Annotated in this window: 26 protein-coding genes; 5 read left to right on the forward strand and 21 right to left on the reverse strand. The window is 38.4% G+C overall.

All coding sequences use genetic code 11. The features are described from left to right. Window positions 1–9 precede the first annotated feature (9 nt). From LC040_10045 to LC040_10065, 5 genes are all read right to left on the reverse strand, one after another. Window positions 10–234, reverse strand: a complete 225-nt coding sequence (locus LC040_10045; protein WLR49654.1) for a YqzK family protein — start codon at window positions 232–234, stop codon at window positions 10–12. Between the two features lie 151 nt (window positions 235–385). Further along, window positions 386–835, reverse strand: a complete 450-nt coding sequence (locus LC040_10050) for a Fur family transcriptional regulator (GenBank protein ID WLR49655.1) — start codon at window positions 833–835, stop codon at window positions 386–388. A 150-nt stretch (window positions 836–985) separates the two neighbouring features. Further along, on the reverse strand, window positions 986–1,603 hold the full coding sequence (spoIIM, locus tag LC040_10055) for a stage II sporulation protein M (GenBank protein ID WLR53255.1): 618 nt from the start codon (window positions 1,601–1,603) through the stop codon (window positions 986–988). A 147-nt stretch (window positions 1,604–1,750) separates the two neighbouring features. Then, the gene (locus LC040_10060) at window positions 1,751–2,917 is read right to left on the reverse strand and encodes an endonuclease Q family protein (protein ID WLR49656.1); all 1,167 of its coding nucleotides are present in this window, start codon (window positions 2,915–2,917) and stop codon (window positions 1,751–1,753) included. Then, on the reverse strand, window positions 2,918–3,472 hold the full coding sequence (locus LC040_10065; GenBank protein WLR49657.1) for an NUDIX hydrolase: 555 nt from the start codon (window positions 3,470–3,472) through the stop codon (window positions 2,918–2,920). A 110-nt stretch (window positions 3,473–3,582) separates the two neighbouring features. Here LC040_10065 and mciZ point away from each other — a divergent pair, with 110 nt between their 5' ends. Next, window positions 3,583–3,729: a Z-ring formation inhibitor MciZ gene (gene mciZ, locus LC040_10070; GenBank protein WLR49658.1), complete on the forward strand. Its 147-nt coding sequence runs from the start codon at window positions 3,583–3,585 to the stop codon at window positions 3,727–3,729. Window positions 3,730–3,827: 98 nt separating this feature from the next. Further along, entirely contained in the window at window positions 3,828–4,751 is a 924-nt protein-coding gene (locus tag LC040_10075) for an aldo/keto reductase (protein ID WLR49659.1), read from the forward strand. A gap of 25 nt (window positions 4,752–4,776) precedes the next feature. Here LC040_10075 and LC040_10080 read toward each other — a convergent pair whose 3' ends face one another. The 12 genes from LC040_10080 to LC040_10135 form a co-directional block, all read right to left on the reverse strand. Further along, a complete protein-coding gene (locus LC040_10080; GenBank protein ID WLR49660.1) occupies window positions 4,777–5,793 on the reverse strand; it encodes a C39 family peptidase in 1,017 nt (338 codons plus the stop codon). Window positions 5,794–6,098: 305 nt separating this feature from the next. Next, window positions 6,099–7,517, reverse strand: a complete 1,419-nt coding sequence (locus LC040_10085) for an aldehyde dehydrogenase family protein (GenBank protein WLR49661.1) — start codon at window positions 7,515–7,517, stop codon at window positions 6,099–6,101. 20 nt (window positions 7,518–7,537) lie between these two features. Next, on the reverse strand, window positions 7,538–8,887 hold the full coding sequence (gabT, locus tag LC040_10090; GenBank protein ID WLR49662.1) for a 4-aminobutyrate--2-oxoglutarate transaminase: 1,350 nt from the start codon (window positions 8,885–8,887) through the stop codon (window positions 7,538–7,540). 32 nt (window positions 8,888–8,919) lie between these two features. Next, window positions 8,920–10,188, reverse strand: coding sequence for a peptidase (locus LC040_10095; protein WLR49663.1), 1,269 nt, complete (start codon window positions 10,186–10,188; stop codon window positions 8,920–8,922). 18 nt (window positions 10,189–10,206) lie between these two features. Next, on the reverse strand, window positions 10,207–11,388 hold the full coding sequence (locus tag LC040_10100; protein ID WLR49664.1) for a thiolase family protein: 1,182 nt from the start codon (window positions 11,386–11,388) through the stop codon (window positions 10,207–10,209). A 13-nt stretch (window positions 11,389–11,401) separates the two neighbouring features. Further along, window positions 11,402–12,064 (reverse strand): 3-oxoacid CoA-transferase subunit B, encoded by a 663-nt coding sequence (locus LC040_10105; protein ID WLR49665.1) that lies wholly within the window; start codon window positions 12,062–12,064, stop codon window positions 11,402–11,404. Continuing rightward, complete coding sequence (locus tag LC040_10110; protein WLR49666.1) at window positions 12,049–12,744, reverse strand: CoA transferase subunit A; 696 nt, start codon at window positions 12,742–12,744, stop codon at window positions 12,049–12,051. The genes LC040_10105 and LC040_10110 overlap by 16 nt, the downstream gene beginning before the upstream one ends. 13 nt (window positions 12,745–12,757) lie before the next feature. Beyond that, window positions 12,758–14,122: an aspartate aminotransferase family protein gene (locus LC040_10115; GenBank protein WLR49667.1), complete on the reverse strand. Its 1,365-nt coding sequence runs from the start codon at window positions 14,120–14,122 to the stop codon at window positions 12,758–12,760. 208 nt (window positions 14,123–14,330) lie between these two features. Next, window positions 14,331–15,074: an amino acid ABC transporter ATP-binding protein gene (locus LC040_10120; GenBank protein ID WLR49668.1), complete on the reverse strand. Its 744-nt coding sequence runs from the start codon at window positions 15,072–15,074 to the stop codon at window positions 14,331–14,333. Next, window positions 15,071–15,742, reverse strand: a complete 672-nt coding sequence (locus LC040_10125) for an amino acid ABC transporter permease (protein WLR49669.1) — start codon at window positions 15,740–15,742, stop codon at window positions 15,071–15,073. Before LC040_10125 ends, LC040_10120 begins: the two co-directional genes overlap by 4 nt. Window positions 15,743–15,793: 51 nt before the next feature. After that, entirely contained in the window at window positions 15,794–16,588 is a 795-nt protein-coding gene (locus LC040_10130) for an ABC transporter substrate-binding protein (protein WLR49670.1), read from the reverse strand. 112 nt (window positions 16,589–16,700) lie between these two features. Then, a complete protein-coding gene (locus LC040_10135; protein ID WLR49671.1) occupies window positions 16,701–17,798 on the reverse strand; it encodes an NAD/NADP octopine/nopaline dehydrogenase family protein in 1,098 nt (365 codons plus the stop codon). A gap of 173 nt (window positions 17,799–17,971) precedes the next feature. Here LC040_10135 and LC040_10140 point away from each other — a divergent pair, with 173 nt between their 5' ends. Further along, a complete protein-coding gene (locus LC040_10140) occupies window positions 17,972–19,579 on the forward strand; it encodes a PucR family transcriptional regulator ligand-binding domain-containing protein (protein WLR49672.1) in 1,608 nt (535 codons plus the stop codon). A gap of 164 nt (window positions 19,580–19,743) precedes the next feature. Further along, a protein-coding gene (locus tag LC040_10145) for an IS1182 family transposase (GenBank protein WLR53256.1) occupies window positions 19,744–21,065 on the forward strand; the annotation gives its coding sequence in 2 pieces (ribosomal slippage) (window positions 19,744–20,758 and window positions 20,758–21,065; 1,323 coding nt in all). 141 nt (window positions 21,066–21,206) lie between these two features. Here LC040_10145 and LC040_10150 read toward each other — a convergent pair. Both LC040_10150 and LC040_10155 read right to left on the reverse strand, forming a co-directional pair. Then, entirely contained in the window at window positions 21,207–21,911 is a 705-nt protein-coding gene (locus tag LC040_10150) for a hypothetical protein (protein ID WLR49673.1), read from the reverse strand. Continuing rightward, window positions 21,877–22,341, reverse strand: a complete 465-nt coding sequence (locus LC040_10155; GenBank protein ID WLR49674.1) for a hypothetical protein — start codon at window positions 22,339–22,341, stop codon at window positions 21,877–21,879. The genes LC040_10150 and LC040_10155 overlap by 35 nt, the downstream gene beginning before the upstream one ends. Before the next feature lie 310 nt (window positions 22,342–22,651). Here LC040_10155 and LC040_10160 point away from each other — a divergent pair, with 310 nt between their 5' ends. Further along, window positions 22,652–24,313 (forward strand): PucR family transcriptional regulator ligand-binding domain-containing protein, encoded by a 1,662-nt coding sequence (locus LC040_10160; protein ID WLR49675.1) that lies wholly within the window; start codon window positions 22,652–22,654, stop codon window positions 24,311–24,313. A 45-nt stretch (window positions 24,314–24,358) separates the two neighbouring features. On the opposite strand, the gene LC040_10165 is transcribed toward LC040_10160, so the two are convergent. Both LC040_10165 and LC040_10170 read right to left on the reverse strand, forming a co-directional pair. Then, window positions 24,359–25,336 (reverse strand): dipeptide ABC transporter ATP-binding protein, encoded by a 978-nt coding sequence (locus tag LC040_10165; GenBank protein WLR49676.1) that lies wholly within the window; start codon window positions 25,334–25,336, stop codon window positions 24,359–24,361. Next, a complete protein-coding gene (locus LC040_10170; protein WLR49677.1) occupies window positions 25,317–26,330 on the reverse strand; it encodes an ABC transporter ATP-binding protein in 1,014 nt (337 codons plus the stop codon). Before LC040_10170 ends, LC040_10165 begins: the two co-directional genes overlap by 20 nt. Window positions 26,331–26,341 lie beyond the last annotated feature (11 nt).

Below are 26,341 nucleotides of genomic sequence, written 5' to 3' on the forward strand. Positions count from 1 at the left end.
ACCCCCCTTTTATTCTCCGTGTTCATAGAAGAACAATAACCGCTCAATGACAGGATAAGCGTCATCAAAATTACTTGAGACCTTTACAGCATTGCCTTGCGGTTCATCATAGCGATGATAATTTTGATACTCTTCATTTACCCACATCATTCCGATATAGAAAAGAATGGTACAGCCTGTGAAGATGATAAATACTTTGAGCGCATGAAAAAACATCTTCATTCCAGTTAACACAGTCATTCCTCCGTTTGTACAAGCATTATTACAAGCATATGCCCATACAAACGAAAAATATACATAAAGCTTCAATAGTTACGTTAGCCGATTTATGACCTTTTGTAAATAAAAAAACCTTCTCCTCTTAGTTAGGAAAAGGCCTGACTCATCAATCTTTACCTTCTGAATGACAACGATGACAAATGCCGTGAAAGGTAAGACGGTGATCTTTAATTTTAAAATTCCAATCCCGTTCTACAACCTTCTCAACATCACCGAGTAAGTCTTCTTGAATTTCATCAACCGCTCCACACTCAATACAAACTAAGTGATGGTGAAAGTGGTCGGCTCCTTCTTTACGAAGGTCATAGCGCGATACGCCATCACCAAAATTTATTTTATCAACAATTTTTAATTCTGTTAACAATTCTAATGTTCGGTAGACAGTTGCCAACCCAATCTCGGGGGATTTTTCTTTCACGAGGAGGTAGACATCTTCGGCGCTTAAGTGGTCTTCTTCATTTTCTAGAAGCACACGAACGGTTGCCTCGCGCTGCGGTGTTAACTTATAACTTTGAGAGTGTAATTGTTTCTTAATTCGTTCAACCCGACTTTCCATAACTGTTCCCTCCCTCGCATTACATCATTATTATAAGCAGTTGGATAAAAAGTGTCAAATTGTAATAATTCTAAATTAGTGAATGTAACTTCTATTATATAATAAATGGTCTAATTGAGAAAAGGGCACAAACAAAAACACCGTAAATCATCACGGTGTGTAAATCATTTTAATGACTGTTTTCATCATGGCAGGAGAGGCATATGCTTCAAAAGCCGAAACACCAGCAATAATAATAAAGGCTCCAACAACGAGAAAGGTATACCTTGTTAGATGAGGAAGAATCGGCTCATGTGTCCTAGCAAGAAATTGCTGTCGAATCATTTTTAAGGAAAAGTGCACGGCCGCTGATGAGGTAATAATAAAGACAGGAATCAATATCATATTTTGCGGCAATACCGAAACCATCGACAGCAAAAACCCTGTCACTCCAAGTTGGTTTACTAAAAAGCCCACTGTAAACCCTGTTACCAAGCCTTTAATAAATAACAAAACCAAAATAACTGGCAGTCCAATAATCGATAATCCAAGCACCCAAATTGAACCTATATATTTTAAATAATGAATAAAACTTTGCCGAAACATTAAATCTGGATCTGCAATCACATCATCTGAAAGCTGTCCAAAAAAACGCGATAAATAAAGATACAAATCTTCCTTCTGTGCAACGCTTAAACTATTAACGACAATCGCCCCAAAAATAATCCCCATTAAAAAAAGGATCGTTGTAAACAAATAAATCGAGGACTGCTCACGCACGTACATCATTAAGGTTCTCTTAACCGATTGTCTCAAACCACTTTCCTCCTCACTCAACCCTATCAAATCCTACTCTTTGAATCTAGTCTATGAGATTCCAGCAAAACTATGACAAGAAAAGTGGACACGCCTTAAAACAACAAAAAAGCCAGTTCTCTATGAGTCGGAACTGACTTTTCCATAACGTCCTGCGCCTCCTGCTTGAAAGGCTAAACGACCTTCTCGTGCGCGGACTATTTGCTTTGCAATATTTTCAGATACAACCTTTTTTAATTCTTCATATGTCGTGCGATGTAGCACATTCATTTCCGTACCAAAATGCTTACGTAATTTTTGTAATGTTTTCGGGCCGAGCTTAGGAATAAATTCAAGAGGGACTTGGTGAATGTATGGCGGGCGTGGACTTGGATTTTTCGTATGTTGGGCAAGTTCTGCAATGCGGTTGCTAACTCCTTTTACGAACCGATGATGTCCACAATTATGACAAGCATCATCCCGTTGAGCAGGTGTGCCACAATTTTCACAAGCTGTTTGATGATATTTTCCAAGCCTAGGGTCCAGCCCAAAATTTTTCACGACAGCTCTTTCCCTTTCATTATGAAGAGCCATTTTTAATTCATGAAATGTAGCTTTTTCCATACGTAACAGTTGATACTCTCTCCCAATTTTAGCAGTGGAATGAGCATCTGAGTTCGATACAAACGTATAACGATGCAGCTCAGTTAAGCTGTCAGCCATTTGCGTATTTGAGCTAAGGCCAAGTTCAATTGCATCAATTAATTTTGGTTCAAAAACCTCTGATAACGATTTGTTCACACCGCTTCCGTACAAGCTTTTAAAAGGAGTGAACACATGAGCCGGGATAAATAGTCCGCCAAGCTCGCGTACCTTCTCCTGAAGCACTTTCGGCCTTTCATAAATACGTTGTGTGCTAAGGTGAAGGTTTTTTACACGCTTCCCGTACCATGTTGAGAAAGCATGCATCGTATCTAAATTAGGCATATAACAAAGGACATGGAGAGGTCCCTGAGTGGACACATCATTGATTTCGATTTCCGTGCCAAGAATTAACGTTAAACTGCCATAGCGAAGTCCACCTTCTGCTTCTTCTATTAATTCTCCCGTATTAACCATTTCTTCTAATTGGGTTAACACTTCAGGAACATGACAGTCAATCACCCCAACCATATCCATGCCCTTTTGTTGTTCTGCATCATATAAAATATTTTCAATGGTCAGTGCTTTCGAGCCTGTGATTTTTACAGGCTTACCTGATTTCGTACGGCCGATATGAATATGTAGATCTGCGAAGAATTCTTTCAATTATAATCCCTTCAATACTTGTTTTAATTGCATATATTGCACAGCATACGCTGTTTTTGCATCATAAATTTGTTTTTCACGGATTAATTGAAACGCCTCATCAATGGTAACTTCGACCACTTCGACAAATTCGTCTTCATCTGTACCGGCGCTTTCCTCTAGTTTCTCAAGTTGGTCTGTAAAATATAAATGAACGAGTTCATCTGCGAAGCCAGGTGATGTATAAAAGGATGTAATGTATTGAAGGGCACAGCATTTATAGCCTGTTTCCTCCTCCAATTCACGCTCTGCTGTTTGAATAGGTGCCTCGTCTTTTTCTAATTTACCTGCTGGGATTTCGACAATCGTTTTTTCTAACGCTTTTCGATATTGACGAACCATTACTATTTTATCTTCTGGTGTCACAGCAATAATCGCTACAGCACCAGGATGCTTAATAATTTCTCGCTTGCTCGTTTTTCCGTTTGGAAGTTCTACGTCATCGACTTGGAGGTTGATGATGCGACCCTCGAAGATTTTTTCTGATGATAGCGTCTTTTCTGTAAAATCCTTCATCCTCGTTCATCTCCTTGTTCTATTCTTTCAAATGTGTACATAAATTCTACCATATTCAACCAAAACTAGGTATAGATTGTGTTCTAAATTTACGCGAAGGAGTTTTAAATATGAAAATTTATGTAAAACCAAATGGTATCACAATGGTAGGGAAAGCTTGGGAGATTCGTTCAAAGCTTCGACAATACTGTAACACGTACGAAACGGTTGAACAATGGACCAAAAGCGTGCACGAAGAACGTCCTACAAAGCAATAGGGTGAAATTTTTGTGAAGCTTCCTCTTTCACGTTACAATAATTGCGCAAAGGGTATGGTACATATGTACAAGTCATCGTTTTAAAAGGAGGAAGCCGCATGAACAAACGTCAACTAGGAAAGTCTGACCTATATGTCAGTGAAATCGGCTTAGGGTGTATGTCGCTTGGCCGTGAAGAAAAACATGCAACATCGATTATTGATGCTGCTTTAGACAAAGGGATCAACTATTTAGATACAGCTGATGTGTACAATTTCGGACTTAACGAAGAATTTGTCGGAAAAGCGATTCAACATAAACGGGATGAGCTAATACTTGCCACAAAAGTCGGTAATCATTGGGAGAATGGCAAGGAAGGTTGGTTTTGGGACCCTTCTAAGTCGTACATAAAACAGCAAGTAAAAGAAAGCTTACGTCGTTTGCGCACCGACTATATTGATCTTTATCAATTGCATGGCGGAACAATTGAAGACCCGATTGACGAAACAATCGAAGCATTTGAAGAGTTAAAGCAAGAAGGTTACATTCGCTACTACGGCATTTCGTCAATCCGGCCAAATGTTATACGTGAATATGTGAAACGCGCGAACATTATAACGGTTATGATGCAGTACAGCATTTTAGATCGACGCCCTGAAGAAAATGTTCTTGATCTTGTAAATGACAATAACATAAGTGTTATTGCACGAGGACCGCTAGCCAAAGGCTTGTTGACCGAACAAATCGAGCAAAAGGCTAGTGAAAAAGTAAAAGAAAATGGTTATATGGGATACAGTTACGAAGAGCTTTTAACATTAAATCAGCAGCTTCAAAACTTGACATCGGACAAGCGTTCATTGAACGAGACAGCACTGCTGTATCCATTACACCACCCTGCAGTAGGAGCAGTTATTCCTGGTGCAAGCAGTATCGAGCAGCTTCAAGCGAATGTAAAAGCAACAAAAGCAGAAGCATTTACAGAAGCGGAATATAAAGAAATTCAACTTATGTCTAAAGCCAATCAATATGAACAGCATCGATAAAAGACAAAACGGCTAGGGAAATTCCCTAGCCTTTTTTATTTGTGTACACAAAGACAGTGTTTGTTGTACCGTTCCATTGTATTGTTGCTCCTAAATGTTTTTCAAATAGGCGAACAGGAACAGACGTCATTCCATCAATTAACTCAATTGGCGCTTTTAAATCAATATAACGATTATTAACACTTACTTGTCCATTATCTAGGTGGACAACAACTTTGGCATCTTCTTGCTTTAAGATAATTGATTTTTTCTCTGGTATATACGAAAGAGATGTTCCGGTTTCTTCTGCAAGTGCACGAACTGGAACATACACCGTCTGATCAAATTTATAAGCCATTTCCTTAAATGACTCTGCATCACCGTTTACATCGAGGTTGACTGGCTCCCTTTTTACATAGGTAATGGCCTGCGAACCCATTTGCACCCATGCTTGTTCAAAGTTAGCGCGATTTACCTTTCTGTTTCTCTGATGATATAACGGGTCATTCACATAAACATATTGATCATCATATCCAGTTACAAGCACTGAATGCTCACGATATGTTACTTTCACGGTGCCATCCTTTGTTTTCCAGTAATAAAATTGACTTTCAGGGAGCTTGCGGAACCGTGTGTTGGTAATAACCCACACTGGTGTCCCTCGATCAATTGCCGCGTAGACATCTGTGATGGCTCCCCCTGTTAAATCTTTGATTTGGTTCGGCAGGTACTGCTCTGCTAAATCAGCAATTGGGCCGTGGTACACCCCATATCCTGATTGGTTAAACGTATACATATTGCCTACAAATCCATTATAAGGGTTGCCTCGATATCCGTTTTGACGAAACGGCACTTTTTTTACTTCCTTGGCAAGCTGCATTTTATTTGCATACTCTACCCCTGCACTGCGAAGTAACATCGTAAGTGACGTCACTTCACAGCCACGTGGTAGTTCTGGCATTTGCCGAATATGGTCGACATTCATTGTGTTGGTTGCAGCTGAAACAGTTTGTGCATATGCAAAATAACAAACAAAAGTAGTAATCAACACGACTAACCTCAAATTGGTTCACCATCCTGAATCTTTGTTGGTTGCTTGCTTTTGCGCCATACTGTTCTATTGCTTTGTGAACTACTCCTTAAACACATTTCTGAAATTTCTAATAATTTTAATGAATTTGTAACATATGTGTAATGCAATACCTGCACTTTTTATTGTTTACGATGGCTGAACACAATTGAACCAGTAAAGCAATTACCAATGAATTCTTTCTGGCAGAAGGTGAAGAACTTCAATTTAAAGTATGATTGAACCTAACGAGGAAAAAACAGAAAAACCATACACCCCCTATGGGATGCATGGTTTCCTTACTTCTTAATACTAATTAACTTTAATTCGGTCATTTCCTCAATTGCATATTTAATGCCTTCACGGCCTGTGCCGCTCTTTTTCACGCCACCATATGGCATGTGGTCAACACGGAAGGTTGGAATATCATTAATCATCACACCGCCGACTTCAATTCTTTCTGCAGCTTCAAGTGCTTTTGAAATATCTCTCGTAAAAATCCCTGCTTGAAGACCGTAATCAGAGTTGTTTGTTTTTTCAACTGCTTCATCAATTGAGGAGACTTTATTAAGAACAACAACAGGACCAAAAATTTCTTCACAAATAACCTTCGTATCTTCTCCTGCATGCAGAAGAACCGTTGGCTGCAGCATATTTCCTTCTTTTTTACCGCCAGTTGCGAGCTCAGCGCCATTCTGAATGGCATCTTCAATCCATTCCAAAACTCGGTCTAATTCACCAGGGGCGATTAACGACGAGACGTCTGTTTTTTCATCTAATGGGTCACCGAGTACCAATCCCTTCGTCTTTTCCACAAACTTTTTCGCAAATTCATCGAAGATTTCTTCATGAACATATGTCCGCTGAACTGAAATACAAACTTGCCCTGCATTTGCAAAAGAGCCTGTTACGACTCGATCAATCATTCCATCAATATCTGCATCTTTGTCAACGATCACTGCCGAATTAGAACCAAGCTCTAATGTGACTTTTTTCAAGCCTGATTTATTCCGGATGCCAATTCCGACCTCTGGGCTTCCTGTAAACGTAATTTTCTTCACTCTTTCATCTGTTACAATTTGGTCACCAACTTTACTGCCACTACCTGTAATGACATTAAGAGCACCTTTTGGCAGGCCAGCTTTCTCAAACAACTCACCAATGAAATACGCACTAAGTGGTGTTTGCGATGCAGGCTTTAACACCACGGTGTTACCTGAGGCGATAGCTGGCCCAACTTTGTGAGCAACAAGGTTCATCGGAAAGTTAAATGGGGTAATCGCCGCTACAACGCCAACAGGCTGTCGTATTGTATAAGCAATACGCCCTTCTCCGCCTGGTGCTGCATCCATCGGAATGGACTCTCCATAGAGGCGACGAGCTTCTTCCGCTGCAAACTTATAGGTCATAATCGTACGTTCTACTTCGCCTTTTGCCGTTTTAAGCGGCTTAGCTGATTCAAGAGAAATTGTTTTTGCGCACTCTTCCTTGTTTTCCTTTAACAGAGCCACAAGATTTTCTAAGATTTCCGCCCGTTCATGTGCAGGCATTTTCGCCATTGTTTCGCGCGCCTCGTGTGCGGCTGCTACTGCTGAATGAATTTCATCTTCATTTGCATATGGAATTTCAGCAATTTTTTCTTCGGAGTAGGGAGACTTCAAATCACGATATTCTTGTGCTTCCACCCATTCTCCATTAATAAAAAGTTTCTTTCTCATGCGACACCATCCTTTGTCATTTAATCAGCTGCCAACTCTAGGGTTACTTCTTCTAAGATATCTAACCCTTCTTGAAGCTGTTCATCTGTAATAACAAGCGGGCTTAAGATGCGTAATACGTTTCCATACAAACCTGCACCCATAATGATTACTCCCCGCTGGTTTGCAGCTTGAATGATTTGCGCTGTCAATTCTTTATTCGGTTCTTTCGTCTTCTGATCCTTCACAAATTCAATTGCTGACATCGCCCCAACAGTCCGAACCTCTCCAATTGCACTTACCCGTTTTTTCAACTTATTAAAACGATCCGTTACTTGTTGACCGATCGAATTAGCTCTCGCTGGAAGGTTTTCCTCTTCCATTAACTTAATCACTTCTAGTGCAGCTACACATCCAAGCGGACTCCCGCCATAAGTGCCACCGATTTCACCGATATCAGGAGCATCCATTACTTCAGCACGCCCCGTCACCGCACTTATTGGCAATCCAGCGGCAATTGATTTTGACATTGTCATTAAGTCTGGCACAACATCGTAATGCTCCATCGCAAACATTTTCCCTGTTCGTCCGAAGCCTGTTTGTACTTCATCTGCAATAAATAAAATGCCGTTCTCCTCACAAATTCGTTTCACACCGTGCACAAATTGTTTTGATGGTCCGATAAAGCCGCCTTCCCCTTGGACAGGCTCCATAATAAATGCGGCAATATCCTCTGCAGGTACTTCTCGAAGGAAAAATTCTTTAAACTCATCCAAGATAGCCCGATCGACATCATCAGATGAATAACCTTCTGGCGCTCGATAATAATAAGGATATGGCATTTTATACGTATCAGTTGCAAATGGGCCGAAACCGTTTTTATAAGGCTTTACCTTACTTGTTAACGACATCGCCATGTACGTCCGCCCGTGAAAGCCGCGTTCAAATGAAATAATTCCGCGACGCTTTGTATATCGTCTTGCAATTTTTATGGCGTTTTCAACTGCTTCAGCTCCACTATTTAGAAAGAACGTTTTCTTTTCATGCTTACCTGGAGTAATTTGATTTAACTTCTCAGCTAACTGAACATACGGTTCATACATCATCACATGAAAACAAGGATGAATATAGTGATCAAGCTGCTCTTTCAAAGCTTCTACAACAGTTGGCGGACAATGCCCCACATTTAATGAACCAATTGCTCCTGCAAAGTCTAAAAATGTATTCCCGTCCACATCATGCAGCACTGCTCCTTCCCCACGCTCTACGAATGACGCAACTGTATTAAACGGGCCACGCGGGACATGTTGCTGACGTTTCTTTAGCAGCTCCAATGATTTTGGACCTGGAATTGCAGTATTAATTTGAATCGTTTTTGTTTTTGAGGTCATTTATGCCCTCTCCTTTCAAAATATTCAAACTTTTATTTTTGCACGCCGCACCAATTGATAATCGTAAGTGCAATAATCTCAGCTGCTTGAAATACTTTATCAAGCTCAATGTATTCGTTTGGAAAGTGAGCCATTTGCGTAACACCAGGCCCAAACACAATCGATGGTGTATTACCGACATTTGTAAGCAGCCCACCATCTGTTCCCCATGGAGATGCTTCAATAACAGGCTCCTCCTTATTAACACTACGATAAGAATCCGTTAGTATTTCCATTAGTTCATGCTCCGTTTCAATCGCGCCTGGCAGCCAGCGTGCTCCATACCATTCCAGCTTAACAGGTGTATTCTTAAACCATTCATCCACTTCACCAAGGCGCTGAATCCATTGTTCCATTTCTGCCTTTGCTTCATCGATTGTTTCTTCTGGGGCGATTCCCATACGTCCTTCAATCTTGACTAAGTCCGCAACCGATGATGGCCACTCTCCGCCTTCAATTCGACCAATATTAATTGGAATCGGGATCGGGATATTATCATAAAGAGGGTCTGTAATACGTTTATTGCGGATTTCTTCGAGTCTGCGAACATGTTCAGTCACGACAAGGCTCTTTTCAATTGCACTCACACCTTCGTAACGGGTACCGCCGTGAGCAGAACGCCCTTTCACCGTAAGTCGAAACCACATTGAGCCTTGTTGCTTCGGAAAAATTTTCATATTCGTCGGTTCAGGAATGAGTGCCGCATCAGCTGTATATCCTTTTAGCACTGCATCAAGCGTCCCTGTACCGCCGCTCTCTTCCTCAATTACACTGTGAAAGATTACATCCCCTTTTAACGGAATGCGAAGTGCCCGAATCGCTTCTATCGCTAGCAGTAAGGCAACATTTCCACCCTTCATATCAGTCGTTCCGCGTCCATACATTTTTCCGTCAATGATTTCGCCACTATAGGGGTTATGTTCCCACTGCTCCAAATCACCTGCTGGCACGACATCAATATGCCCATTCAAAACAATTGAACGACCTTCTCCGCTCCCTTTCATTACACCAACGACATTCGGACTTCCTGAAAAATCCGTTCGGTTTGATGCAAAATAAGGATGCTTTTGTAGCTTCTCTCCATCAGGTTCCCACGTGTCAATTTCTAATCCAAGCTGTTCAAGTTTTTTTAATACCAGCCGTTGCACTTCTTCTTCATTTCCTTGCACACTATCCGCCTGAACAAATGCCTGCAACAACTCAATTCCACTTTGACGATTAGCTTGGAGCCATTGCTGAATGTCTGATTTGACCACTTGCATCGAATCGCTCCTTTCTTGTTAGAATGTCATATTTTCATAGATAACGGCTATTCCCATTCCTCCTGCCATACAGGCTGTCACAAGTCCATATTTGGTTTTGCTGCGCATCATTTCATGAATTAATGAGACCGACAACTTAGCACCTGTGGCGCCAACAGGGTGGCCTAAGGCAATTGCACCTCCATTCACATTAACGATTTCTTCATTCAACTCTAATTCACGAATGACAGAAATCGCTTGAGCCGCAAACGCTTCGTTTAATTCAACAAGACCAATATCCGAAAGTTGAAGCCCTGCTTTTTGCAAAGCTTTTTGAACAGCAGGAACTGGGCCAATTCCCATCACTTCCGGTTCAACTCCTGCACTTGCGAACGCTTTTACCTTCACAAGAGGCTTTAACCCTTGGTTCTCTGCTCGTTCTCTAGACATCAATAAAAGGGCTGCAGCTCCGTCATTCATTGGACAAGCATTTCCTGCTGTTATTGTGCCACCCTTTTTAAATACTGGTTGAAGTTTTTGTAAGTCTTCATGCGAAACATTTTGTCGTACACTTTCATCTGTTTGAAAAACTTTTTCATCGCCTTTTGCCTTGTATTGCAAAGGAATAATTTCAGAATTAAATTTACCTGTGTTAATTGCTTGTAATGCCTTCTTATGGCTGTTATATGCAAAAGCATCTTGCTCTTCTCTAGATATCCCGTACTTCTCTGCTAATCGCTCTGCGGTCATTCCCATATGCTCTTCTGCAAGTGAACAAATTAGTCCATCAGAGAGAAGGGCATCTTCCATTTTCACATGACCGAACTTACCGCCCCAACGGTTTTTCACAAGGTATGGGACATTACTCATGCTTTCAACTCCGCCTGCAATAACGACTTCCTCCTGACCCGTTGCAATGGTCATTGCCGCAGCCGTAACCGCCTTCAAACTAGAACCACACGCTTTGATTACAATATGAGCTGGAGTACTTACAGGAAATCCTGCTAATTGAGAAGAAATCCGCGCAGAATTTAATCCACCACCATGGACATAGCCATGCCCAAAGATAACTTCATTGACATCTTCCTTACTTATAGTCGCTCGTTCCATAAGCCCTTCTAATGTTTGTCTGCCAAGTTCAACAGCTGATAAAGGCTTTAAGCTCTTTCCGAAAGCACCTACTGCACTTCTGACTCCCGCTGTTACTACCACTTCCTGCACACCAACATCCCCCTTACGACATTGTCTTCAGTTCTTCTTCAAATATTAAAGTTGCTTCTGTATGTTGCTGTATATCTTCTGGCGTATATGGTTCCATAACCTCTGTGACCACAATTCCTTGTTCACGTATTTCCATGACCGCCATATCGGTTATAATCATGTCTACACAATTAGCTGAAGTAAGTGGAAGGTTGCATGCTTTTAATATTTTTGGCTCACCGTATTTATTCACATGGCTCATGAGAACAATCACTTTTTTTGCTTTTTGAGCAAGCTCCATTGCTCCGCCTATTCCCGGTACACGCTTTCCTGGCACAATCCAGTTTGCCAAATCACCTGTTTCACTGACTTCAAGTGCGCCAAGAATCGTAATATCTAAGTGACCGCGACGAATCATCGCAAACGCTTCACTACTATCAAAATAGGAAGCACCGTTATTAATTGAAACAGGCCACCCTGCAGCATTACAGAGTGCAGGGTCTTCTGTTCCTTTCTTTGGTGCCTCTCCCATTCCAAGAATGCCGTTTTCTGCGTGAAACATGACCTTCATATCGTCTGGAAGAAAGTTCGATACGAGTGATGGAATTCCGATACCAAGATTAACGACCATCCCTTGCGTAATTTCTTCCGCAGCACGTCTTGCAATCGCATTGCGTACGTCTACTCCCATGCCCATTTCCAGTCCACCCCCTTGCTTTGAATCACCATATCAACATAAATGCCCGGCGTAACGATACACTCTGGGTCAAGCTCACCGAGTGGGACGATCTCTTCCACTTCTGCAATCGTAATAGTACCTGCCATCGCTACTAGTGGATTAGTGTTTCGAGCACTTTTATCAAAAACTAAATTCCCGTATGGGTCTGCCTTCTTGGCATAGACAATTGAAACATCTGCTGTTAATGGAGTTTCTACTAAATACTCTTTATCATTAACTGTTACTTTCTGCTTTCCTTCTTCAATCATCGTGCCGACTCCAATGTCTGAAAGGATTCCGCCAAGTCCTGCTCCACCGGCACGAATTCTTTCTACTAAGATACCTTGTGGAGAAAATTCAACTTCCATCTTTCCTTCTGTCATCAATTTGCCAGCAATCGGATTAGAGCCAATATGGGAAGCAATTAATTTCTTCGCTCTCCCCTGACTTACAAATCTGCCAATCCCAATCTCAGGAAAAGCCGCATCATTACCAATTAACGTGACATTTTTAACACCTTTATCAAGCATTCCTTTTATAAGAAGAGGGGGATTTCCAACCCCACCAAAGCCTCCAAACATCAATGTGCAGCCGTCATTAATTTGTTCCAGTGCTTCTTCTAATGTAGTAATTTTATCTACTTTCTTTTCTACAATCATACGTTCACCTCCGTTAAATAACAGTGTCAAATGCACCTAAGCTTCTTATCTCTTCCGCTACTTCACTAACGGTTCTATCAAAAATTTCCACAAGCTGGTCAATTTCAGCACGATTAATTGTTAAAGGTGGTGAAATGATGACAGCATCTCCTAATTTCCCTTCAAGCCCAGCTGAGGATGGATAAACGAGAAGACCGTTATCTTGTGCACGCTGTACAATACGTGAAGTTACACCTAACCCTTTTGTAAATGGCTCTTTCGTAAACTTATTTGCTACAAATTCAACCCCGATGAGGAGGCCTTTCCCGCGAACATGACCAATCATTTCGTGCCGTGATACGAGAGCTTCTAGCTTCTGGAATAGATACTGACCATTTTCAGCTGATTCCGTTACTAAATCGTGCTTTTCAATATAGTCAAGTACTGCAAGTGAAACAGCTGCTGACTGCGGATTTGCACTATAAGTATGACCGCTCATAACCGACTTTGAGCCATTTAAAATCGGCTCCATCACATGCTCTTTCACTAGAGTAGCTGCCATTGGCGTATAGCCTGCACTCATTCCTTTTCCAAGTGTAATGATATCCGCCTCTGCATCCCAATGATCCATACCGAACATCTTTCCAGTACGGCCAAGACCAGTCATCACTTCATCTGCAATAAACAGCACATTATGAAACTCACAAATTTCTTTTATCCGCTCATAATACCCAGGTGGCGGAACAATGGCCGCACCTGCTGCTCCAACAATCGGCTCGGCAATAAATGCTGCAACATGCTCGGCACCAACTCGTCGAATAGCCCGGTCAAGTTCGTCAGCACAAGTCAACTGACAGCTCGGATAGGTTTGCTGAAACGGACACCGATAGCAATTTGGTGCTGAAACAGCTGGGTAATCCTCAAGCAAAGGTATAAAACGCTCCCTCCGTTCCGTATGTCCTGACATTGATAACGCACCAATTGTAATGCCGTGATAGCTATTCCAGCGTGAAATGATTTTATGCTTTTTGTATAACCCTTTTTCTTGCCAATGCTGAATCGCTATTTTCATTGCTGTTTCAGTTGCTTCAGAACCGCTGTTCACAAAAAAAGACCAATACTTGTCGTTTCCCGGAGCTAAATGACTTAACCGGGCAGCTAACAGCTCTGCCGCTTCTGAAGTAAACTGCGACCGATAGACGAATGATATTTTTTTCGTCTGCTCCGCAACGGCTGCAATCATTTCCGGCACCGCATGACCGATACTTGCCGTAACAGCACCAGATGACCCGTCTATATATGCTTTTCCAGTGTTATCATAAATGTAAATTCCTTTTCCATATGCAGCTACTGGATAATTTTTGTCAATTACAGGCTTTATTAAATGTGTATGATGCACAATGACACCTCCTAGGCTAAAACTGCTTTACTTACAGAATTATATGAATTTTGTTTCATCTTATTGTAAAAAGCAGCAATTTACTATTCGACGCACGACTAAAATAAAAGCCGTTCTTTTATACATTGTGTATAAAAGAGTGATTTGGTATAAAAAGACACTCCCTTGTTTTTATAATCAAAAAAAGAGAGTGTTTAAAAACTAAACTTTATTCTACTGCTTTCAAAAATGAACGAAGTCTCGGGTTATCCGTTTGGCGAAAGATTTCTTTAGGGTGTCCTTCTACAGCTATTTTTCCTTCTTCCATAAAGCAAATACGGTCTGCAACCTCTCTTGCAAACCCCATTTCATGTGTCACACAAATCATTGTCATGCCCTCTCTTGCCAGCTCTTTCATGACACTAAGAACCTCTGAAACTAACTCTGGATCTAAGGCAGAAGTGGGTTCATCAAAAAGCATCACCTGAGGTTTCATCGCAAGAGCTCTAGCAATTGCAACACGTTGTTGTTGCCCACCCGAAAGCATTTGTGGATATTCATTAGCCTTCTCTACCATTCCAACCTTATCCAATAATTGCATTGCAAATTCCTTTACTTCTTCTTTATCTCTTTTTGCTACAAATACAGGTGCTGTTGTAAGGTTATTTATAACAGACATATGAGGAAATAAATTAAACTGCTGAAACACCATTCCAATATTTTGACGAACCTGATTTAAATCTGTTTTTTTAGAATTTATTTGAGTGTCATTTAAAAATATTTCTCCTCCATTTGGATTTTCCAAATGATTTATACAACGTAAAAGGGTGCTTTTTCCCGAACCACTCGACCCGATGATAACAACTACTTCACCTTTATTAACTTCCAAGGAGACATCGCTCAAAACTTCTAGGTCTCCAAATTTCTTATTCAAGTTATTTATTCTCACTAACGGTTGTCCTATCTGCCTCAAGCTGCACTCCTCCTTTGACCAACTGATAATTTTTTCTCTGTATATTTTACAAGCTTGGAAAGTGAATATGTCATCACGAAATAAATTAAAGATGTAACAATAAAAAATTCTAAGAATGCAAAGTTCACACTAGCAAACCTAGCAGTACTATGCATTAATTCATTTGCAGTAATAACCGAACATAATGAAGAGTTTTTTAATGTAATGATAAATTGATTACCTAGTGGTGGTAAGCTAACTCGCATAGCTTGCGGTAAGATAACTTTTCGCATTGCCATTAGTGGACTCATACCGAGAGAACGTGCTGCTTCCATTTGACCAAACGGAATAGACTCAATACTTCCACGAAATATTTCTGATACATACGATCCACCATAAAAACCCAAACCAATAACTGATGCCGTGAAAGCATCTAATTTCAACCCTAATTGCGGAAGTGCATAGTAAACTAAATAAAGTTGTACTAGAAGTGGTACTCCTCTTATAAATGAGATATAGGCATCAGAGATCATTTGAAGCCCTTTATACTTTGAAATTTTCATCATTGCTGAGAACATGCCGATAACAATGGAAAATAATATGGCTAATGCAGAAATTTCTATTGTTAGCAATGATGCTTTTAAAAGAAAAGGTATATATTGTGTAACAAGCGAAAAATCAAAACTCATGCTGTCCCTCCATTTAATCTCCCAACCCTAGAGCTGGGAGAATTAGTTATTTTATCGAATGTCCATTCCGAACCATTTTTCACTAATTTCAGTGTATGTTCCATCTTCTTGCATTTCTTTAATAATGCTTTGAATCTCTTTTTCTAATTCATTACTTTCTTTACGAAGAGCAACACCACATTCATCTACAAATAAGTGGTCACCTACAATTTCAAATGGATAGTTCTTCTTTTTAATACCGTAAGCTGAAAGCAACTTATCTGAAATAACGGCATCGATTCTCCCATTAATCATATCCGTAAACGCTTCCACACTTGATTTATAAGTTTTTACTTCTGAACCAATTTCTCGAGCCTTTTCTTCGTAAGTTGTTCCTAAGCCTACGCCAACCGTTTTCCCTTTTAGATCTTCTTTTCCTTTAATTGATGAATCCTCTGGCACAATAATTGCTGCTCCAGATGTATAATATTGAACAAAATCTGCTTTTTGTTGTCTTTCAGGCGTGATAGACATACTTCCAAGAATAATATCGTATTTTTCTGTCAGCAAACCTGTAATAATTGCATCCCAATCCGTTGTAACTGGTTCCATTTCGACACCTAATCTTTTTGCAATTTCCTTAGCAATATCTACATCAAAACCTACTAGCTCATTTTCTTCATTTATGTAGTTGAAAGGTGGATACTTGCCTCCCATTGCTACAGTAATCTTTCCGCGTTCCTTAATCTCATCTAATAATGTACTGTCCTCTCCTTGAGCCTCACTCGGAGCACTCGTTTCTTCGCTTCCACAAGCAGCTAACACCAATAATAGCAACATTGAGAAAATCGTTAATAATTTTTTCAATATTTTTCCCTCCAAATTTTAGATTGATTTAAGTGTAGAAAATTCAGACAAATTAAACTATCACCATTTTTCTAAAATGATAGAACTAAATTCATACAAATGGATAATTATTTTAATAGCCTTTTTCTACATATTGCTTAATTTCTTGAGCTGATAAATGATTAATCCCCATATCTGTCAGTTTTCTCCCTGAGTTAAAATAGTTTTCCCCGATAAGTGCAGATGCTAAATTACTAAAAGAACGCATTAAATTTGCTGACACATTAAATTTTTCAGCAATTTCAATCCATGGGACAAACCCATATGGTACATCTTCTGTAATATAACGGTGTGTAAGGTTTTCCGGCCCCTTCGCTGTAAGATGATCAGAACTATGGATTGTATCATACCAATTATTATTTTGTTTCACATACCCCGTATCAATCACTCGTTCTAAATATGGCAAAATATCTAACCCTATCGCTTGACCAATCGCCATTCTTTCCTCATCTAGCATAGCCATTACATCAGACACACGCGGCGTCACACCTTCTTGGAAATGGTAGTACTCCCCATCTGCATACTCAATTCGTCCTGCGTTAAAAATGCAAGGGGCTACATTTAAGACCGGATTACCATTATTAAACCCTGTTTCAAGCACATTGTTTGTTAAACAAGTATTCGGGTATAATTGTTTAAACAACTTGATAAAACGGTCATTTTGGGTAGATGGAAATGCTGAGGCATAAAGCTTTTTGACATATAATTTCACATGTACTGCTGCTTCACCATTAATTTTCCGACACGCATAAGGAAGAGTGTTTGTTTCTGCAAGTATGTATCCTGGTTGTACATTATTTTCTTTAAATACCTTTTCAAAACATAATGTTCCGCCTGTATATCCTGGCAATATAACAATACATTGTTCAGAGCGGATATACGAGGCAATCATCTCTGCAATCTCTTGGTGAAGTTTTGCATGTGTAATAATTAAAATTACATCAGCTGATAAAACAGCTTTCTTAATATTAACCTCAACCTTTGGTGATGGTATGAGCCCTGATATTTCCCCAGTAAGCTTCAAATTTCTAGATTTAATAAGGGGGAAAATATTTTCATGATACTCTGGGTGCTCAAATACCGTAACTTGGTAGCCTTTTATCATTAAGTCACCAGCAGCTGCATATCCTCCACTCCCTCCTCCAATTATTGTTATATTGGTATAGTTCATACTCGATACACCTTCTTTTTAATAAGTTAATTGTGATCTTATAAGCCATCCCATTCTCTATTCCTTATTAAAATGGATAAAATGCATAACATTTCATTGTACAAATGGATAATTGTAGATTACTCTTAATATTGATAGAATTTTTTCTGAATATTTTAATAAAAAAAGGTGATATGATGGCCATCACGATTGAAGACATGTTGAAATTACCCTTATTGAAAGAAGCAGATTATGTAGCAGGAAGGAAAGGGCAAAAGAAGATTGTTCGTTGGGTAACCATATTAGAATTATTAGACGACATTGAACAACTTGAAGAAGGAGAATTGCTACTGACTACTGCTTTTGATTTACATTCTAGTTCAAATTTAAAGAGTAACCTTATTCCCCATTTAGCTTCACAAAAATTATCTGGAATTATCATTCAAACTGGTTACTATCTAGAGAAAATTCCCGAAGAAATGATCGAAGCCGCAAACGACTATAGCTTTCCAATTATTGAAATCCCAAAAAATGTTACCTTCTCAGAGATCACGAAAGGAATTCACAAAAATATTATCAATAAACAGTTTGAAGAAATTCATTATTCTGAACAAATATATAGAAAGTTAACGAATATAGCGATTAATAACGAAGGTTTAGAGCCCATTGCAAAAGCTGTAAGGGATTTAATCAATGGGCAATTAACGTTTTTTGATATTAATCTAAATAAACTTTGTGTATCAAAAGCTAGCTTTTCATTGCCTGAGGATTTTAGTCAAAATTTATTAAGCGAGCATAAAAAGAAGGAATCACAGGATTTGTTTGAGCTAACAAAGCTATCATTTGATAACGATTTTCATGCAATTATTACACCTATTATGGCCAAGGGTAACATCTACGGCTATATAGTAGGTATAAAAAAGGTTCCTTTCAATAACTTTGAAGAGATCGCTATTCAACATTCATCTACAATAGGAGCATTAGAATTTATCAAACTTGCAACACTTGAAGCAAAGGATAACCAACTTAGATCTGACTTTTTGGAGCTTTTATTAACAGGTAACTATACAGATGAAATTACGATTCATTCAAAAAGTGAAGCTCTTGGATATAAATTAGATGCAAATGATACTTGTGTTGGTATCATAAAAATTGATACATATGAAAACATTGATTACAAGGAACGAAATAAATTAGAAAGTCAATTACAACAAACCATTTTAAAACACCTTCAGGACCATGCAATTGAAACCCTTTTTAAATGTTTAAATGGACAGTTTATATTACTCATGACTAATTATTACCCAGACCGTTCAGACATTTCATTAATATTAGCAAAGCTGTCTGAACACATTAAACAAAAGTATGATTTAACACTTTCGATCGGAATTGGAAAATATTATAACAATATCAATGAATATCGTTTCTCCTTTAAAGAAGCACAGGAAGCATTATTTATCATTGAATCAGTTTGGAAGAAAAATAAACTGCTTCATTATAAGGATCTTGGCCTTTATAAACTATTGTTACCACTCTTACAAAACAAAGAACTAATTCAAGAGTATCATCACAAAATTCTTAAAGACATCTTAAATAATGAAGAATTACTTGAAACACTACGCATCTACCTTGAAGATATGAAGATGAACAATGCTGCTGAAAAATTGTTTATTCATCGCCACACATTAAAATATCGTATAAAAAAAATTGAGAAATTAACTGATCGAAAAATTCACAACTTTAAAGACAGAATTGAATTAGAACTCGCTTTAATTATCCATAACATGCTCTACAATGAATAAATAATCTAGAAAGCCCTGAAATAGTTCAGGGCTTCAGGCTGTCGAGAAAGTCTCGACAGCCTGTTTTTTTACCTTATTACCGCGTTAATTTGTTATAATAGATGTAAATGAAGATACAGGCGGTGATAAGGTTGTTTCATACAAATAAAGACCGACAATACGAAATGGAGTTTGTACATATTGAAGAGCTAGTCCCAGAAGACCATCTCTTACGAAAAATTGATAAATATATTGATTTCTCCTTTATCCTTGAAAAAGTTCGTCCTTATTATTGCGAAGATAATGGGCGTCCCTCTCTCGATCCTCTCGTTCTTTTCAAAATGATGTTTATCGGCTATTTTTATGGTATTCGTTCCGAACGTCAGCTTGAACGTGAAATTCAGACAAATGTCGCTTACCGATGGTTTTTAGGGCTTCATCTAAATGATAAGGTTCCTCACCATTCAACGATTAGTTGGAATCGGCGTACACGATTCAAAGGCACAACGGTTTTTCAAGACATTTTTGATGAAATCGTTCATCAAGCGATGAGTCATCGTATGGTCGGTGGTCGAGTGCTGTTTACGGATTCGACTCATTTGAAGGCAAATGCCAACCGACACCAATTTACACGGGAAGAAGTAGAAGAAGAAACACGGGATTATATTGATGAACTTAACAAAGCTGTGGAAGAGGATCGGATCCAGAATGGAAAAAAGCCCCTTAAACCGAAAGAGGAGGTGAAAGAAACAAAAACGATCCGCGTTAGTAAGACGGATCCTGAGAGTGGTTACCTATACCGTGAGAATAAGCCAGAAGGGTTCTTTTATTTAGATCATAGAACGACTGACCTGAAATATAATGTGATTACCGATGTTCATGTCACTCCAGGCAACCTTCACGATTCTGTTCCTTATTTGAATCGGTTAGACCTACAGGTTGAAAAGTTTGGCTTTGATTTAGAAGGTGTGGGACTGGACGCTGGTTACTTAACAATGCCGATTTGTAAGGGGTTAACTGACCGTAACATTTTTGGAGTCATTGCTCATCGTCGGTACAGTTCGACGAAAGGACTTATGCCAAAGTGGAAATTTAAATTTGATGAAGAACGAAATGTTTATGTATGTCCACAGGGAGAAACGTTAACCTATCGCACCACTACAAGAGAAGGGTACCGCGAATACAAATCCGATCCAAAAAGTGTGAAGAGTGTTCATTACTTGAAAGCTGTACACGGTCTAAAAATCATCAAAAGGTTCTCACCCGACACATGTGGGAGGACCGAAAAGAACAAATCCGACGAAATCGCTTATCCAAAGAAGGAAAAGTGATTACACAAAAAAGAAGAGAAACCGTTGAGCGAAGCTTCGCAGATTCAAAAGAACTGCATGGGCTTCGCTATTGCAGGTTGAGGGGATTGGAAAATGTAAAAGAGCAGGCATTACTTACAGCTGCCTGCCAGAACATGAAAAAGATTGCCCTTCACCTATCCAGACAGAATGGATAGGTGAAGGGGAGTATTTTTCTTTCAAATCCTCACTTCTATAGAGTAAAAATCATCCTATTTTAAAAAGTCATGAAAAAAGCTTGTAGAAAAACACAGGGTTTCTCTACAAGCTGAAGCCCTGAAATAGTTCAGGGCTTTTTTTTATCTTATCAACTCAATTTGATTCCCTTCAAAATAATCAATTGTTGCCCGATATAATGCCCGCTCATACTTATCGTTAGCATTTGGATTCAATTGATAACCTTCAGTGATTAATAACTCAACGAATGGGAAAATTTTTTCTCCATATACCTCCATACATTCTTTTGCCATTACCCCAGGCCATGCATTACAACTTACAGTCTTACGTTTATGAGTTGTGTCTATCATTTCTGGAATACCTTCATTCCAATCTTTATCATCTACATGAAATATATATTTTTCCAAACTTCCATGTGCTAGTCCTTCAATAGATTTTACTTGAGTTCCCGTTTCCCTAATTTCATATGGGTCTGCAGTTAAATCCAAGATAATTGCTTCTTCTGGTAAATAACCAATCCATTCATTTGGAATGATTGTTAAAGTACTGTCTGGTCGTTTTGTTGCATCAACTAACAAATCAGTTTCTTTTAATACTTGTTTAATTTGATTATCATGTGGAGTTATTTCTTTTTCTAAAAACTCCACACGAAGTCCTTCAACACCTTTTTCTTTAAACCCTAACTGATTGTACTGTTGGTAAGCATAGCGTGCAGCCTGGAATCCTAAATTCCCCATACCTAATATTGAAATATGTATAGCTTTTTGATCAAAATACCCTTTATCAACTAATTTATTTAATTCCTGGGAAACTAGTATAAATACCACCTAACGCTGTCATTTCATATGTAACCATCATTCTTTGATTTTTATCATCAACAATTCCATCTAATGAAAAGCTATGGATCTTTTGCTCCTTCAACTTATTAAGGAGTAAAGGCCGGGTTTCATAATGTAACATTGATAATAATCCAGCATGAGGCTTAATCAAGTCTAGCGATTCAAACTCAGGTACGCGAATAACAATTATTAAATCTTGTTTAAATACTTCTTCACGTTCTGCAAAAACAATCCGATCGTTTTGTTCTAAATAGTCTTCTTCTGTATAACCAAGCTTTTCTCCATATCCTTTTTCTAAAAAACAATCACAATTATATTGTTTTAATTTTCTGAAAAATACTGGTAAAAAATCACGTTTTTCTTCTTGTTCTTTATCCATAATCGGAAATCCTATATTTTTAATAACAGCTGAAGTCAAAATATTGTTCCCCCTCTAATATTAGTTATTGCATATTATAAAAGGAAGGAAAGGGGATTAGTATGACCATCAAGCATAAAAAAAATTCTGATTTTTATACAAAAGGAGAAAATTTACCGCATAGAGAGAGTAGGTTTGAAACGCTCTCTCTTTCTTTTTACTGAAGGGTTCTTCACTTTTGACTTATTTGTAGATAAAAACTTTAATTTCAAACTCTGTATTATAATCCAAAAAACACAAACAACAAATGTAAATTCATTGTACATCATGTATAATTACACGTAAGACTTATTAATAGAAAGGGGTATCTATGGGAATTAATGTACATGAGGCTCTGCAACTTCCCACGATGAGTCAAACAAAACTAGCGGGTGGGGCAGGCGGCTTACATAATACAATTAAATGGGTCACTGTAGTGGAGGTAATTGAAGACATTAACCGTCTACAAGAAGGAGAATTTTTAATTACAACCGGCTATGGCCTGGAAGATTACAAAAATGAATTTCATAAGCTTTTATCTATAGAAAAGTTATCAGGCGTTGCCATTTATACAAGTTTTTATATTAGTAAAATTCCAGAAAGCTTTATCCAATTGGCTGATAAGCATAATCTTCCCTTAATTGAAATTCCAACTGATATCAACTTTTCTACAATTACAAAAGAGATATTACAGCAAATTCTTAATAAACAAATGGAACTGACCTCTTTTTCTCTTAATATTCATAAAAAATTAACGCGATTGGTGTTACAAAACAAAGGAAAAAAAGCCATAATCGAAACCTTAGGGCAATTAATTCATGCTTCTGTCTTTCTACTAGATGATACATATTCACCTTTATATGAGCACAATCGAAATAATGTGCATTATGCTGATAGATATGTTTATTTCAATAACAAAAGGGTTTGTGATGTTGCAAGATTTTCATTTGATAAACAAGCATCCCTTTTATTCCATAAAACAATCGGATCTGACATCTTGATTTGCGTTCCAATCATTGCAAATGAAACCACCTTTGGATATATACTTGCTGTCAAAGAACAAATCAATTGGTCAGAATTTGATAATGTAGCAATCGAGCATGCAGCTACTGTGTATGCTTTGGAGTTTCTTAAGGAAGCGGCTGTTGAAGCTGCCCACCTAGGGATTAAAGGGGAATTTCTAGAAGAAGTTTTCAATAAGAATTTTAAAGACAAATCAACGGTTATTGAACAAGCAAAAAAGCTAGACTATGACCTAACGACATCGCAATCAGTCCTCTTTGTTCAATTTAAAAAGGAGAAAAAGTTAGAAGATATTTTGTTCTCAAATATTGATGCCTTATATCAATTTTCAAGAAAATTGCTCACAGATAAAAACATTAATCATTTGATTCGGGCTAAAAGAAATGAGCTGTATATTCTGTTTGAGAATCTACCATCAAAAGGGATGAATGAACATGCTCAAAGCATTCATATTGCTAATGCTCTGAGGGAAAGGTGGATACAGGAGAAGCACGATGAAATCGTTATCGGAATTGGACGAACCTATGATGATATTTACCTGTTAGGGAGAAGTGCACAAGAAGCGAAAAATGCTATTTATTATTCACCTTTACTTTTTAATGAAAAAGATGTGGTTCATTATAATGAGCTTGGAACGTTTCATTTTCTTATCCACCAATACGAGCAAGGTTTACACCTTAAGGAATTTTATATAGATACCCTTCAGCCTCTTATCTCCCAACAGAGATCAAGCCTTGATTTCATTCATACATTGGAAGTTTATTTTAAAAATAATCAAAGTATTCAATTAACATCATCTGAATTGTTCATCCATCGACACACGTTAAAATATCGTCTTGACCAGATTCAGAAAAAAACGGGCTTAAATCTGCATTCTCCGGATGAAAAACTTAAGCTTCAATTATCTGTTCTTGCTTATAAACTTGATCAATATATGAAGCAACAACCGAAAAAGCTCCAAAAGTATTAGCTTAACTTTTGGAGCTTTTGGTATTTTTGAAAAAGATATCAAGCATTAACGACTAATCTCAACATGATGACATGCCACATAATGCTCTGCTTCTTTCTCTTCCCAAGTTGGAACCTTTTCTTTACAAATGTCTGTCGCTAATGGACAACGTGTGTGAAACTTGCACCCACTCGGTGGATTACTCGGGCTAGGAAAATCCTTTTTCAAAATAATCCGCTCTTTCGATTGCTTAGGATGTTCAATAGGAATTGATGAAAGCAAAGCTTTTGTATAAGGATGAAGAGGATTTTGGAATAACCTTTCTTTTGTAGTAAGCTCCACAATGCTACCAAGATACATAACGGCAATTCGATCGCTAATATGCTTTACTACCCCAAGATCGTGAGCAATAAATAAATAAGAGAGCTTGCGTTCCGTTTGAAGGTCTTTTAGAAGATTTAAAATTTGTGATTGGATCGAAACATCTAACGCTGAAACAGGTTCATCACATATGATTAAACTAGGGTTTAATGCTAAGGCTCTAGCAATCCCTATACGTTGTCTTTGACCACCACTGAATTCATGTGGAAATCGATAAAGCTGCTCTTTACTAAGTCCGACTTTTAACAGCAGCTCTTCCGCCTTTTCCTTCCTTTCACTACGTGTGTACATATTATGAATAGCAAGAGGCTCCTCGACAGCATCAATAACACGATGTCTCGGATTCAGTGAAGAAAAAGGATCTTGGAAGATCATTTGAATTTCTTTTTTGATCGATTTAGAATATTTTTGTTTTTCAGAGCTTATTTTCTTTCCTTTATAATTAACCATGCCACCAGTAGGTTTAAGCAAATCGACTATCATCCTACCAGTTGTGCTTTTACCACAGCCACTTTCACCCACAAGTCCTAACGTCTCACCTTCATTAATGGTAAAAGTAATACCATCAACTGCTTTTACACTGCCTGTTTCTTTTCTCAAAAAACCACTTTTTATAGGGAAATGCTTTTTCAAATTATCTACTTCAAGAAGTGTATTGGTCAATGGTTGTCACCTCACCTTCAGCTAATACTTTTGTGTAATGCCAGCACTTCACCTGATGCTCGTGCATAACTTCCTCTAAGCTTGGCTCTGTTTCCTGGCATTTTTCTGTGGAAAACTTACATCGAGGCGCAAATTTACAGCCCTTAGGCATTTGTTTTGGTGAAGGAACTTGCCCTTCAATGGAATATAACCTTTCCTTCGTTTCAGAAATTTTAGGTGTTGATTGAAGAAGTCCCAGTGTATAAGGATGTGCAGGTTTATCAAAAATTTCTTCCACTGTTGCTGCTTCCGCTATCTGACCAGCATACATAACTAGAACCCGATCACACATTTCAGCAACAACCCCCATATCATGAGTGATAAGAAGAATGGATGTGTTAATTTTTTCTTTTAATTCTTGAAGTAAATCTAATATCTCCGCTTGAACAGTTACATCTAATGCTGTTGTTGGTTCATCTGCAATAATTAATTCAGGATCACAGGCTAAAGCAATCGCAATTACAACTCTTTGGCGCATCCCCCCAGAAAGTTGATGGGGGTATTCGTTATACCTTTGTTCCGGACTTGGGATCCCCACTAGCTGAAGAAGTTCAATAGCTCGTTCTTTTGCTCCCTTTTTCGATTCCTTCTTGTGAAACAAAAGCATTTCTTCAATTTGATAACCAACCTTATACGCAGGATCCAATGTACTCATAGGGTCCTGAAAGATCATAGCGATCTCATTTCCACGTATTTTGCGTAACTCTTTTTTAGGTGCCTTTAGCAAATCATTTTCTTTAAATAAGATACTTCCAGATTTAATTTTAGTAACATTAGGTGGCAGGAGACCCATAACAGCCATAGAGGTAACACTTTTACCTGAACCACTTTCACCTACAAGCCCTAGAATCTCTCCTTTCTTTATCGAAAAGTTCACATCACGGATGATATCGATATTCTCTCCAGAATTTTGAAAGCTAATTTTTAAATTACTTACTTTTAAGATTTCTTCCACTAAGAGCACCT

It is taken from the genome of Bacillus tianshenii (genome assembly GCA_020524525.2).
GTDB lineage: Bacteria > Bacillota > Bacilli > Bacillales > Bacillaceae_N > Bacillus_AV.